Below are 12959 nucleotides of genomic sequence, written 5' to 3' on the forward strand. Positions count from 1 at the left end.
ATGAGCCTGCAGCTGCGCACCGCAACACCCGCTGACATCCCGGCCATCACCGCGATCTACGCGGTGGAGGTGCGCGAGCTGGTCAACACCTACGAGTACGAAGTCCCCGCCGCGGCGGAGATGGCGCAGCGCATGCAGGACATCACCGCACGCGGCTTCCCCTATCTCGTCGCCACCATCGACGGCGAGGTGGCCGGCTACGCCTATGCCAACAGTTACCGTGCCCGCATCGCCTATCAATGGACCGTGGAGAACTCGGTCTACGTCGATGCTCGTTTCCAGGGCAAAGGCGTTGGCAAGGCCTTGATGCAGGCCTTGATCGACGAATGCACCGCACGCGGCTTCCGGCAGATGATCGCGGTGATCGGCGAACCGACCAATACCGCGTCGATCAAGCTGCACGAGCGTTTCGGCTTTGAGCTGGTTGGCGTGTTCCGCGGCCTGGGCCGCAAACACGGGCGCTGGCTGGACACGGTACAGATGCAACGCGCACTCGGCGACGGTGCCGACAGCGCCCCATCCAATGAATGAAGCAATGACTGACTCCTCTGTTGAAACCGGCGGCGAACTGCTGGCCGGCCAGCCTGTGCGCGTGGTTGAACGCGATGGCGTGCGCTACACCTTGCTGGGTACGGCCCACGTTTCCCTCGCCAGCGTGCAAGCGGTTGAACAGGCGATCGCCAGCGGTCAGTACGACGCGGTTGCGGTTGAACTGGACCCACAGCGCCTGCAGGCACTGACCAATCCGAATGCCTTGGCACAGCTCGATCTGGTCGAGGTGATCCGCAAGGGGCGCGTGGCGCTGTTTGCCGCCAACCTCGCCCTGGCCGCTTACCAGCGTCGTCTGGCCGAGCAGCTCGGCATCGAACCTGGCGCCGAACTCAAGCGTGCGGTGGAACTGGCCAAGGCCAATGATCTGCCAGTCCACCTGATCGACCGCGATGTCGGCCTGACTTTCCGCCGCGCATCGCAGAGCCTGGGCTTCTTCGGCAAGATCAAGCTGGTGATGGGTCTGGGCGCCGGCCTGTTCTCATCCGAGGATGTGGGCGAAGACGAGATCGAGAAGCTCAAGCAGGGCGACATGCTGGAATCGAGCTTCGGCGAATTCGCCAACGAAAGCCCGGCGCTGTATCAAGCCATCATCGGTGAGCGCGACCGTTATATGGCTACGCGTCTGCGCGAGGAACACAACAGCGAGCAGCGCAATGTACTGGCGGTGGTTGGCGCGGGTCACCTTGCAGGGTTGGCCCGCTATCTGGAAACCGATACCGAAGCACCCGGACCGCTGCGTGAGCAGTTGGAGTCGGTACCGAAGAAGCGCAACATCCCGTGGATCACCCTGGGCATTCTGGCCATCGTGCTGGGCGGCATTGGGTTTGGCTTCTGGAAGGGCGGCATGGGCATGGGTGCCGACATGTTGCTGACTTGGGCGATGTTTACCGGCGGCCTGGCTGGCCTGGGTGCGTTGCTTGCTGCCAGCCATCCGTTGAGCATTCTGACCGCGATCGTGGTTGCGCCATTCAAGCCCTTCCGCCTGAGCATTCCTACCGGTGCGTTTGCGGCGCTGGTGGAGACGCGTCTGCGCAAGCCGACGTATCAGGACTTCCTGCAGCTGCGTGATGACGCGCAGAACGTGAAGGGCTGGTACCGGAATCGCGTTACCCGCGTCGTGCTGACTTTCATGCTGACCAATATCGGCAGCATGCTGGGACTGTGGCTTACCGGTTTCAGTGTTTATGGGAAGTTGGCTGGGTGAGGCCTTTGCGGCTTCGGCTTTGAGGCCTTTGCTTTGAGCTTTGGTTTAAAAGCTGTAAATGCTTTAAAAGCTTAGAAGCGCCCTCACCCCTACCCCTCTCCCGCATGCGGGAGAGGGGACTAGCTCCCCTGCATTTTTCTTTTGCTGCTGCATCGTTGGCTTCGGCAGCGGAAGCCTGATCGCCAGCTGCTGCTTCGGCTGCTGCTTCGGCTGCTGCTTCGGCTGCTGCTTCGGCTGCTGCTTCGGCTGCTGCTCTGGCTGTTGCTTTGGCTTTGGCCTTTGATCCAGCTTCTGCCGTCCCCTCTCCCGCATGCGGGAGAGGGGTAGGGGTGAGGGCAGCTCTTGCTTCAGCTGTTGCTGTTGCCTTCGCTGCCAGTCGTCGAAGCAGCTACAGCCGCCCAGCCCTCCAGCCAATCAGCCCTCTGCAACGGTGCCCCTCTCCAACGCAGGCAAACCGCGCGCACGCCGCACCAACCGCGCCGTGCCGGTACGCAGATCATCCAACAACGCATAGATGGTCGGCAGGAACAGCAGGCTGACCACCGTCGAGAACGCCAGACCACCGGCAATCGCGCGTGCCATCGGGTAATACGGCGGCATGCCATCGGCCGTGGTCGTGTTCAGGGCAATCGGCACCATCGCCAGGATCGCCGTGCCCATCGTCATCATGATCGGCCGCAGACGCTCACGGCTGCCCTCGATCAGGGCCTCGGTACGCGATACGCCACGTCGCCTCAGATTGTTGATGTGCTCGATCATCACGATGCCGTTGTTCACCACCACGCCCATCAGCACCAGGATGCCGATCACCGCCATGATGTTCATCTCGGTGCCGGTCAGCCAGAACAGCCAGTACACGCCATAGATCGAGAACAGCACGCAGGACATGATCGCCGCAGGGAACAACAGCGACTCGAACACCGCCGCCATGATCACCACCATCAGGATCAGGGCGATGAAGATCGCGCTCACCATCTGGTCCATGCCGTCGAAGTTGATGTTGAAGCCCGCCCCGTTGAACGTATAACCGTAGCCAGGCGGGAACTGCACGCGGTCCAGGGTCTCCTCGACCGACTTGCGTGCCTGGTCCATCGGCACATCCTTGGCCAGGCCGGCCTCGATACGCAGCATGGTCTGCCGGTTCAAGCGCTGGATGGAGTTGGCCGCCGGATTGACGTTGACGTCCACCATCGCCAGCAGCGGGATCTCCTTGCCGCTGGAGCTGCGCACCATGAACGACGACAAGTCCTCGATGCTGTAGTTCTCCGAGCCCGAGAAACGCACATTGACCGGAATCTCGACGTCATCGCGGTGGAAGTCACGCAGCGATGAGCCACGCAGCGCCATGCCCACGAACTGCGCCACCTGCTGGGCACTGAAGCCATACGATGCTGCACGTTCGCGGTTGACCCGCACGGCCAGTTCGGCATTGGCATCGCCTACGTCCACGCGCACATCGCGCAGCTTGGGATTGCGCGCCAGGATCGGCACGATGTCGTCGGCCAGCTCGCGCAAGGTCTGGCTTGAATCACCGACCAGACTGAAACGCAGGCCCTGCCCTTCGCTGCCCATGCCACCCGGCCAGCCGATACCGATCTTGGCACGCGCGGACTGTGGCAATCCCTTGCGCACTTCTTCCTCGATCTTCTTGCTCTGCTCGCGGTCGTCGACGGTCAGGTACAGGCGCGTCTGCGCCCAGCCCTGCTCAGCGAAGCGGCTGTATACACGCTTGATCTTGAACTCGTCGCGGTTGGCGTTGACGAAGTCCTCGACACGCTGCACTTCCTTGCCCATCTCTTCCTTGGAATAGGAGCCCTTCCACTGATAGAAGATGTTGATCTCATCCGGATCATTGTCATCGCCACCGCCACTGGTGTGGGTCATCGGCCAGACGCTGAGCACCGACACCAACACGATGCCGGCTACGCTCCACCCCCGGTTCTGCAAGGTCCAACGCAGTATCCGTGCATACCGCGCCTGCAGACGGCTGATGAACGGTGACTTCAGGGCCGGCGGCGTCTTCATTCGCGCGGACAGCATCGGGATCAGACTCACCGCCACCAGCCACGAGGCCAGCAGCGAGAACGAAATGGTCAGCGCCAACTGGGTCAGGTAGATGGTGATGATGTTCTTCTCGCCGAACATCATCGGCAGGAACACCACGCAGTGGCACAAGGTACCGGCCGACAGCGCGATCGCCACGTGGCGGGTACCGATGATCGAGGCCATCTCCGGTTTGCCGGGGTATTTCTCGCGCTCCTGGTAGATGCTCTCCACCACCACCACGGCGTTGTCCACCAGCATGCCTACCGCCAGCAACAAGCCCATCATCGAGATGATGTTCAGGCTGATGCCGGTGAAGTACATGAAGCCCAAGGTCATGATGAAACAGATCGGGATCGCCATCGACACCATCAGCGTCGACGGCCAATGGCGCAGGAAGGCGTACAGCACGATCACTGACAGCAGCAGACCGATTGCACCGGCCTCGGCCAGGGCCAGCAGCGAGCTGGTGACCGCCTTGCCCGAGTCCCAGGCCACTTCGATATCCACCCCGCGCAGGGCCGGGTCGTCGCCCAGTCTCTCGACTTCCTTGCCTACAGCGCGCGACAGATCCACTAGGTTCGCCGAGCGCTCCTTGTAGATGTCCACGCCCACGCTGGGCTTGCCTTCCATGCGCCGCACATAGCTCATGCGCTGCGGCTGCAGGCTGACCTCGGCGATATCGGACAGGCGGGTACCGCGGTTGTTGACCGGCAGGTCGCGCAGCTCCTGCACCTCCAGCAGCTCACCTTTGGGCTGCACGCGAAGGCGGCGGCCGTCCTCGGTGATCTGTCCGGCCGATACCGCGAAATTGGCCGCCTGCAGCTTCTGCACCAGATCGTTCAGGGCAACGCCATGCGCGCTGATCCGGTCCTTGTCCAACGCGATCAGCACTTCCTGCTTGGCAACACCTTCCACTTCAACACGGGCCACGCCGGGCAGACGCTCCAGGCGTTGCTTGATGGCACGTTCGATCATGTCAGCGCGCGCGGTCAGGTCCTCGGCACTGTTCAGGCGCAGGCTGATCGCTTCCTGGTCGCTGGTGCTCCAGCGCTGCACGTAGTAACGGCGGAAGTCGTCCGGCAACTCGTCACGCACCGCGTCGATACGCTCACGCGCTTCGGACGCGGCCATGGCGATATCGCGGTTCCAGTCGCTGAATTCGACCTGGATCTGCCCGCCTTCGGCGTTGGCGCGCGAGTTCATCGTCTTGATGCCGGGCATCGTGGCGATGGCCTCTTCAACCGGCCGCAGCAGGTTGCGCTCCACTTCTTCCGGGGTCGACCCCGGATACGGCAGTGCGATGAAGAAGAACGGGATCGATGCTTCCGGCTCCGACTCCAGCGGCAGCTTGAACGCGGCGATCAGGCCGATCACCACCATCGACACGAACAACATGATGGTGGTGACGGGGCGGCGGATGGACAGCTCGGTGATATTCATCCGCTCAGTCCTTGATGCCGCCAATGGGGTCCTGCTCGTGGCTCAGCACCTGCTCGGCCTGGGCCATCGCCTGGCGTGCACGCCGGCCGCGCTCGGCGTAGTACTCGTCCGGCTTGCGATCCAGCAGGTCGTACACCACCGGAATCACCAGCAGGGTCAGCAGGGTCGACACCAGCAGGCCACCGATCACCGTGATCGCCATCGGCGAGCGCACCTCGGCACCTTCACCGAAGGCCAGGGCCAGCGGCAGGAAGCCGAACACCGCACACAGCGTGGTCATCATGATCGGCCGCAGACGCGAACGTGCGCCCTCAACCAGGGCCTCACGCTTGGCCACACCTTCCTCGCGCAGCTGGTTGACCTTGTCGATCAGGATGATGGCGTTCTTCACCACCAGACCGACCAATAGAATCAAGCCGATGAACACCACCACCGAGACCGGTGAACGCGCCAACAGCAAGGCCGCCACTGCACCGACCAACGCCAGCGGGATGGTGAACAGGATGACGAAGGGATGCAGCAGCGATTCGAACTGCGATGCCATCACCAGATAGACCAGGAACACCGCCAAGGCGAAGGCGAACAGCAGCGAGCGGATCGACTCACCCAGTTCCTGGCCCTGGCCGCCGATATGCATGCCGACGTCGGTGCCCAGCGGATTCTTGGCGACCATGCTCTGCACTTCGGTGATGGCCTTGCCCAGGTCGATGTCGCGCAGGTTGGCCGAGACGATGGCCACACGGCGCTGGTCGGCGCGGTGGATCTCGCTCGGGCCGGTGGTGGCGATGACATCGGCCACCGAACCCAGCTCGATCGGTTTGGCACCGGTCGGATTGACGATCAGGCGACGGATGTCGTTGACCGAGGAACGCTCCGATTCCTGCACGCGCACCAGCACGTCGATCTTGCGATCACGGAAGCTGTAGCGGGTAGCGACATTGCCCTTGACCTTGTTGACCACCGCATCAGCGATCTGCCGGGTGGTCAGGCCGAGTGCCGCGGCGCGGTCCTGGTCGAATACCACCTGGATTTCCGGGAAGCCCTGCTCCACCGTCGACTTGACGTCGGCATAGTGCGGGCTCTCGCGCAGCATGCCAGCCAGGCGATTGCCGGCGACGCGGATGTCCTCGAGATTATTGCCCTCGATTTCGATTTCCAGCGGCGGCGACAGCGCGAACAGTTCCGGGCGGGCGAAATCCACCTGCGCTGACGGCCAGGCCTTCATGGTCTCGCGCAGCTTCTCGGTCAGTGCCGGCTCCAGCTTGGTGTCATTCATCACCACCGACAGCTTGCCGATGTTCTCGCCGCTCTCGGTCGGGCTGGCATCCAGTCGCGTACCGGTGCCGGAGACGCCGTAGAGCAGGCGCACGCCGTCTTCGTCGGCATGCTTGCGCTGCACTTCGCGTACCAGTGCATCGGTCTGCGCCAGTGGCGTGCCCGGCGGCAGCTTGGCAGTCATCTCGAAGCGGTCCTGGGCCAGCTGCGGCAGCAGATCCACGCCCAGCAGCGGCAACGCCGCCAGGGTCAAGCCGAACGCCAGCGTCGCAAAACCCAACACAGGCCACGGACGCTTCAATGCCGCCGGCAGCGCGCGCAGATAGCCGGCTTCAGCGCGGCCATACGGCGCCATTGCCAGATCACTGGCCTTGCGCATCACCGGGCCGACCACCGCGGCAATGCCACGGAAGATCCGCACCACGGTCCAGGCCAGGAAATAGAAGCCGTAACGGAACATCGCGCCGATGCCACGGCCAGCATAGGCCGCCGGCTTCTTCCAGCGGCTCTGCGGACGCCACGGCTCACGCGGGTCCTCGGCCGGGAACTCCAACGGCGGACGGCCCTTCAGCGCGCTCAGCATCGGGATCAGGGTCATCGACACCACCAGCGACACCGCGATGGCGATCGATACCGTCAACGCCTGGTCACGGAACAACTGGCCGGCGATGCCTTCGACGAACACCAGCGGCAAGAACACCGCGATGGTGGTCAAGGTCGACGCAACCACCGCCATGAACACTTCGCGGGTGCCCTTGATCGCCGCTTCCAGGATGCCCATGCCGCGCTCACGCGCCTTGGCAATGGATTCCAGCACCACGATCGAGTCATCCACCACCAGGCCGGTGGCCAGCGCCAGACCGCCCAACGACATCACGTTCAAGCTCAGGCCAAGCTGACCCATGAAGAAGAAGGTGGCGATGATCGAGATCGGCAGCGACAGCGAGATCACGAAGGTGCTCCAGCCATCGCGCAGGAACAGGAAGATGATCAGCACCGACAGCAGGCCGCCGATCACCGCATCGATCTTGACGTCCTTGATGGCGTGGCGGATGAAGACCGACTGGTCCTCCACCGTGGTCATCTCGATGTCCTTGGGCATTTCCTTGCGGATCTGCTCCAACTTCGCTTCCAGCGCATCGGCGGTGGACACGGTATTGGCGTCACCTTCCTTGTAAACCGCCAGCTCGACCGCTTCATGGCCAGCAGCGCGGATCACCGCTTCGCGTTCCTTGTAGCCCTGGCGTACTTCAGCCACATCCTTCAGGCGCACGCTGGGCGCGCTGCTGCTGCCATCGTTGCGCATCGCCGCGATCACATTGGGATCACTGCTGCCGAGGATGGCCGACATCAGCTGGCGGTTCTCACCCGAAGAGCTGCTGGCGGTGCTGGAGCCACTGGCCGTGGTCAGCAGCATCTCGCGCATCTGTTCGACCGTGGCGAACTGGTTGACGGTTCGCACCAGGTAACGCTGCGAGCCTTCTTCCAGGCGACCGCCGGACAGGTTCACGTTCTCCTGCTGCAGACGCTGGATCACCGTGTCCAGCGACAGACCCAGCGCGGCCAGCTTGCGCTGGTCGATATCAACCTGGATCTCGTCCTCCAGACCACCACCAACCTTGACCGCAGCCACACCACTGACCGGCTCCAGCTTGCGCTTGAGGTCTTCATCGGCGTAACGGCGCAGCTCCATCAGGCGGCGCACCGCATCGGCGTCGTTGCCGGCTTCCTGCTTGGACGACAGCGCCAGCCGCATGATCGGCTGGGTGGAAGGATTGAAGCGCAGCAGCACTGGCGGCTTGGCCTCCAGCGGCAACTGCAGCGTTTCCATCTTGTCACGCACGTCCAGCCCGGCCTGCTGCATGTCCGTGCCCCAGGCAAACTCCAGCACCACATCGCTCTGACCGGTACGGGAGATCGACTTGAGTTTGCGCAGGCCCTTGACGATACCCAGCGCCTCTTCGGCCGGCTGCGAAATCAGGGTTTCCACCTCGGCCGGTGCCGCACCTTCGTAATCGGTACGCACGGTCAGGGTGGGATAGCTCAGGTCCGGCAGCAGTTCGACCTTCAGGCTGGACAGCGAGATCAGGCCAAACAACACCAGGGTCAGCGTCATCATCGCAATGGTGACGCGGCGGCGGGTGGCAAACTCGATCAGATCGAAGCCACCGCTGGAAGCCGATGGTCCGTGGTCACTCATTGCTTGGTCGCCTGTGCAGCGGCCGGTGCCTTGGCCGCTGCTGCGACCGCCTTCTCCTTGCCGATCACCTGCACTGCACTGCCTTCGCGCAGTGCGGCCTTGCCGGCGATGACGACCTCATCGCCCAGCTGCAGGCCGTTGCGTACCTCGATGAAGCCGGCATCGTCGTAACCCAGGGCCAGCTCGGTACGCACGGCCTTGCCGTCACGCACCACATAGACTGCCGGCTTGCCACCGTCTTCCAGCAGTGCGGTACGCGGTACCACCAATGCATCGGCGCGCTGGTCGTAGTTGATGCTCAGGCGGCCGAACATGCCCGCCTGCAGCGCATCTTCCCCGCTGAAAGTGGTAACCACGCGGAAGGTGCCGGTGCCGTTGTCCACCACCGGTGCAACGCGGTCCACCGTGCCGGTGAACGGTTTGCCCGGCAGCGCATCGACCTGCAGCGATACCGCCTGGCCCGGCTTGAGCTTGGCGATCTCGCGCTCCGGCACATTGAGGGTGGCTTCCAACTGGCCGCTGTCGACAATGCGGATGATCGGCGAGTTGATCTGCACGAAGTTGCCCGGCTTGATGTCCCGCGAGGCGACCACACCGCTGATCGGCGCAACCACCGTCGTATAGGACAACTCCAGCGTCGCCATCCGGTACATCGCCCGCGCGTTCTCCAGGTCATAGCGCAACTGGTCCACGTCGGCGGCGCTGACCAGTTGCTGCTGCACCAGCTTCTCGGCGCGGTGATAGCTGTTCTCCAGCTTGCGCATCTGCGCCTCGCTCTGCGCCACGCTCAGGCGAGCGCGGTCCGGGTCCAGCCGAACCAAGGGCTGCCCGGCACGAACCAGCTGCCCTTCTTCGACCAGCACCGCCAGCGCCACGCCGGAAGTCTTGGCGACCACCTGCGATTCGGCGCGCGGCTCCAGTGCGGCAGTACCGGTATAGCTGGCGGCAATGGCACGGCGCTCGGCCTTGGCCACTTCCACCGGTACGGCGTCACTGGCCTTCTGCTCATCCGGCGTCTTGGCCTTGGCTTCCTCGCCACCGGCCTTGCAACCGCCGAGCAACAGGGAGGTGGTGATCAGGAGTGCAGCAGCGCAGCTTCCGGTGCGGGCGTGCAGAGTGAAAAGTCGCGACATCGTCTTGTCCCTGGGGATGCGTAGGCAGGTGTTGTAGCAAAGTATTGCACCACCCCACGCCCACACCATGCCCCGAAAGTCATGGGTACCACCCTATAGGCATGAGCTACCGCATTGCAGCATCCGACCCCTGTTCCGGAGGGGTAAATACGCGGGCTATACTCGGGCCGTTCCGTATCCCACGGCGGAACCCCAGACCCGCTCATCGGATAAGGAAACCATGCGCTCGCAGCCGCTCGCCGCTTGTTTCGCTCTGGCTTTTGCCCTGACCTTCGGGGCCGCCCAAGCTGATCCGCAGTCTGCTACACCCGCCGTCGCCCCTGCCCCTGCTGCCTCCAGCGCCACACCGGCAGCGGCCAGCACCGGTAATGCCGCCACCGGCAGGACCCTGGCCTATACCTGCCAGGGCTGCCACGGCATCACCGGCTACAAGAATGCCTACCCCAGCTACCGCGTGCCGAAGATCGGTGGGCAGTCATCGCAGTACCTGACCCAGGCGCTTACCGAGTATCGCGAAGGCAAACGCAAGCATCCGACGATGCAGGCGCAATCGATGAGTTTCAGCCCGCAGGACATTGCTGATCTCTCCGCCTACCTGTCCACCCTCAAATAAGCGCCGACCATGACGAAAGCCACACACGCACTGCGTTTGTCCATCGCCCTGTTCGCCGCCCTGGGTCTGGCTGCCTGTACGCAGTCGGAGGTGGAGTCCAGCGGCAAGTCCGCGGCCGACCCCGGTCATGCCAGCGGCGAACACGGCTCCAGCTCCTCAGCCGGCCTGCCCACTGGCCGCATTGCCGCCGGTGAGCATCTGGCTGCAGCCAAAGGCAAGGCCACCGGGCAGAGTTGCATCGACTGCCATGGCGCCGACGGCAACAACCCGATCGATCCCACCTATCCCAAGCTCGGTGGCCAGTACGGCGACTACCTCGCCCATGCACTGCAAGCCTACCGTGCCAGCACCCGCGACCACATGCTGATGACTCCGCAGGCGCAGAACCTGAGCGATCAGGACATCGCCGACCTCGCCGCCTACTTCGGCTCACGTCCCAGCCAGCTGCGCGACCTGCACGGCGTCGATTGACGGCAGCTGTCGCAGCACCACTGCTTGAACCAACAAAGCCGCCCTTGGGCGGCTTTGTTGGTTATTGGTCAACTCACGATGCGTTTGAGACTGCTTGTGGGAGCGGCGTAAGCCGCGAAGCTGACATCGCCGAAACCTCAGGCATATGCGGCATCTGATTCGATACGAGCTTCGCGGCTTACGCCGCTCCTACAAAAAACCGAGTCATATGGCGCGCCCTCAACGGCTACCGTTGTCTTCCTGCAGCTCTTTCTTGAACGGGATATCCGGTGGTGGCCGCGCTTCTGCCGGCTGCTCCTGCATGTTCGGATTGGTCAGGCCGCAGCCGCCGCCGAACTGCAGCATCGACACCACGCAGGAGATCTTGCTGTTTGAGCCGGGAATCGGAATCTCCACACTCTTGATGCCCCGCCGCACCCACTCGGCCAGCAGCGACTCATTCGGCGCCCAGTACTTGTCGAAGGAGGTCGGCGTGTAGTCATACGGCGGGCGCTTTAGCCAGGTGCCGGACTCGGCGATGCGCTCGCGGCTCCAGGTATCGGCATCACCGCCCGGTGCGCCGCGCTTGTCCGCGTCCTGCGCCTGCCCCTCGTTGGCACCCAGCCTTACGCTGCCATCGGCATTGAACAGCCCGGTTCCCTTGTCCGCCTGGCCGCCAGCGCTACCGGCAACCTGGCGCTGCGCTGCGCCCCAATCATCGCCACGGTTGGGTGCCGCCCAACCGCCGCTGCGATCCTCCGGCTTAGGGCCTGCACCTGTGCTGGTCCCGCCGCGCGGGCTCGGATTGGCTGCCCCCGCCTGCCCGCCAGCCCGCGACGGGCTGGTCGATGCACTGGCTGCCGGCGTACCGGTTGATGCCTGCGTCGTGGCAATTGGACTCGCCGCCGCCTGCGCCGCAGGCTTGTCGGGCACACCACGCACCGCACGCTCACGCACCGCCATTGTCGGCGTCTTTAGTTGCACCTGGGCTGCGCGCGCTGGCAGGGTCGCCATCGCCACCGATTCCTGCGTTGCGGTCTCGATCCGACGTTCGCGTACGCCAAACTCGGGCGTGCGAATCTGCACCTGGGTTTCGCGCGCGCGCGGCTGCGTCACCGCTATCGGCTGCTGGGTGGCAACCTCGATCTGGCGTTCACGCACCTGCATCTGGGGAGTACGCAACTGCACCGTTACTTCCGCAGGCTGACGCAGCGCCTGCATTGGCTGCGGACGATCAACCGCAGTTTCAATCGTGCGTTCGCGCACCTGCGCCTGACTGATGCGCAGTGCCGGGGCCACAACCGTGACCGGCGGCACCACAAAATCGCTGGTCGGCTGGCTTGTTTCGGTCACCTGCAGCGGCTGCTCGCTGACGGCAGGCGGCTCCGGCACGGGCTTGGATGCATCTACCTGCATCGCCTCGGGCGCGAATGCAGGCTCGACGGCAGGCGGGACATCGCTTTGCGCTGCGCGCGTAGCCGAGGATGCCGACGATTCCTGCGCCGCGGGTGCCGGTGACTCGGCCGCAACAGCGCCAGACTGCGCTGCAACTTCCGCCTGTGCGCCCGCCGCCTCGGCATCCTTCGGGGCACCGCCGCCCTCTTCGGCCGGCGTACCGCGCCCGACATACGCCACCTGCACGCGCTCGCCCTGTTCGGCGTTCTGTTCCGGCACGTTGCTGCGCACCAACGCCACCCACAGCAACAGCAACGCGAACAGCACATGCAGCCCGGCGCTGAAGAAACCGGCAAACCAACGCAGGCCACGCTGATCGCGCGGCGGCGGTTCGCCTCCATTCCAGAACAGCAACACGATGTGTTGCCACAGCGGCAACGGCGCAGGTACACCCCCGCGTGGTCGTGGCGGTCGGGCCGCCATCACCCCGGCGGCGTCTGCATCGACAAAGGCGGAAAGCCCCTTGGAGACACGCGTGCGCAGCCAGTTGCTCCAGCTGTACGGCATGCCAGTGCGACGATCATGCAGAATGCTGGTCTGCCGGCGCGAGGCCAGCAGATCGATCAACTCGGTAACCGATGCCACCGGCAT

At 64.0% G+C, this 12959-nt stretch carries 8 protein-coding genes; 4 read left to right on the forward strand and 4 right to left on the reverse strand.

Features of this window, described 5'->3' with window-relative positions; all coding sequences use genetic code 11:
* Together ACVOLQ_RS05980 and ACVOLQ_RS05985 are read left to right on the forward strand one after the other, a co-directional pair.
* Positions 1-531 (forward strand): N-acetyltransferase family protein, encoded by a 531-nt coding sequence (locus tag ACVOLQ_RS05980; RefSeq protein ID WP_481527449.1) that lies wholly within the window; start codon positions 1-3, stop codon positions 529-531.
* Positions 524-1756, forward strand: coding sequence for a TraB/GumN family protein (locus tag ACVOLQ_RS05985; RefSeq protein ID WP_481527450.1), 1233 nt, complete (start codon positions 524-526; stop codon positions 1754-1756). Before ACVOLQ_RS05980 ends, ACVOLQ_RS05985 begins: the two co-directional genes overlap by 8 nt.
* A gap of 414 nt (positions 1757-2170) precedes the next feature.
* Here the strand turns inward: ACVOLQ_RS05985 and ACVOLQ_RS05990 are convergent, their stop codons facing one another.
* From ACVOLQ_RS05990 to ACVOLQ_RS06000, 3 genes are read right to left on the reverse strand one after another with little or no spacing between them, the layout of a single operon-like run.
* Complete coding sequence (locus ACVOLQ_RS05990; protein ID WP_481527451.1) at positions 2171-5242, reverse strand: efflux RND transporter permease subunit; 3072 nt, start codon at positions 5240-5242, stop codon at positions 2171-2173.
* 4 nt (positions 5243-5246) lie between these two features.
* On the reverse strand, positions 5247-8717 hold the full coding sequence (locus ACVOLQ_RS05995) for an efflux RND transporter permease subunit (RefSeq protein ID WP_481527452.1): 3471 nt from the start codon (positions 8715-8717) through the stop codon (positions 5247-5249).
* A complete protein-coding gene (locus ACVOLQ_RS06000) occupies positions 8714-9850 on the reverse strand; it encodes an efflux RND transporter periplasmic adaptor subunit (RefSeq protein WP_313171619.1) in 1137 nt (378 codons plus the stop codon). The genes ACVOLQ_RS05995 and ACVOLQ_RS06000 overlap by 4 nt, the downstream gene beginning before the upstream one ends.
* A gap of 220 nt (positions 9851-10070) precedes the next feature.
* On the opposite strand from ACVOLQ_RS06000, the gene ACVOLQ_RS06005 reads away from it, so the two are divergent.
* Positions 10071-10463, forward strand: a complete 393-nt coding sequence (locus ACVOLQ_RS06005) for a c-type cytochrome (RefSeq protein ID WP_313171617.1) — start codon at positions 10071-10073, stop codon at positions 10461-10463.
* Positions 10464-10472: 9 nt separating this feature from the next.
* Positions 10473-10934: a c-type cytochrome gene (locus tag ACVOLQ_RS06010; RefSeq protein ID WP_481527453.1), complete on the forward strand. Its 462-nt coding sequence runs from the start codon at positions 10473-10475 to the stop codon at positions 10932-10934.
* Positions 10935-11153: 219 nt separating this feature from the next.
* Here ACVOLQ_RS06010 and ACVOLQ_RS06015 read toward each other — a convergent pair whose 3' ends face one another.
* Positions 11154-12959 (reverse strand): hypothetical protein, encoded by a 1806-nt coding sequence (locus tag ACVOLQ_RS06015; protein WP_481527454.1) that lies wholly within the window; start codon positions 12957-12959, stop codon positions 11154-11156.

Source organism: Stenotrophomonas sp. STEN031, assembly GCF_056759975.1.

Coding starts and splice junctions, on each gene's coding strand:
- ACVOLQ_RS06015 (WP_481527454.1), bottom strand. CDS start 12,959: ATGCCGGTGGCATCGGTTACCGAGTTGATCGATCTGCTGGCCTCGCGC.
- ACVOLQ_RS05995 (WP_481527452.1), bottom strand. CDS start 8,717: ATGAGTGACCACGGACCATCGGCTTCCAGCGGTGGCTTCGATCTGATC.
- ACVOLQ_RS05980 (WP_481527449.1), top strand. CDS start 1: ATGAGCCTGCAGCTGCGCACCGCAACACCCGCTGACATCCCGGCCATC.
- ACVOLQ_RS06005 (WP_313171617.1), top strand. CDS start 10,071: ATGCGCTCGCAGCCGCTCGCCGCTTGTTTCGCTCTGGCTTTTGCCCTG.
- ACVOLQ_RS05990 (WP_481527451.1), bottom strand. CDS start 5,242: ATGAATATCACCGAGCTGTCCATCCGCCGCCCCGTCACCACCATCATG.
- ACVOLQ_RS06010 (WP_481527453.1), top strand. CDS start 10,473: ATGACGAAAGCCACACACGCACTGCGTTTGTCCATCGCCCTGTTCGCC.
- ACVOLQ_RS06000 (WP_313171619.1), bottom strand. CDS start 9,850: ATGTCGCGACTTTTCACTCTGCACGCCCGCACCGGAAGCTGCGCTGCT.
- ACVOLQ_RS05985 (WP_481527450.1), top strand. CDS start 524: ATGAATGAAGCAATGACTGACTCCTCTGTTGAAACCGGCGGCGAACTG.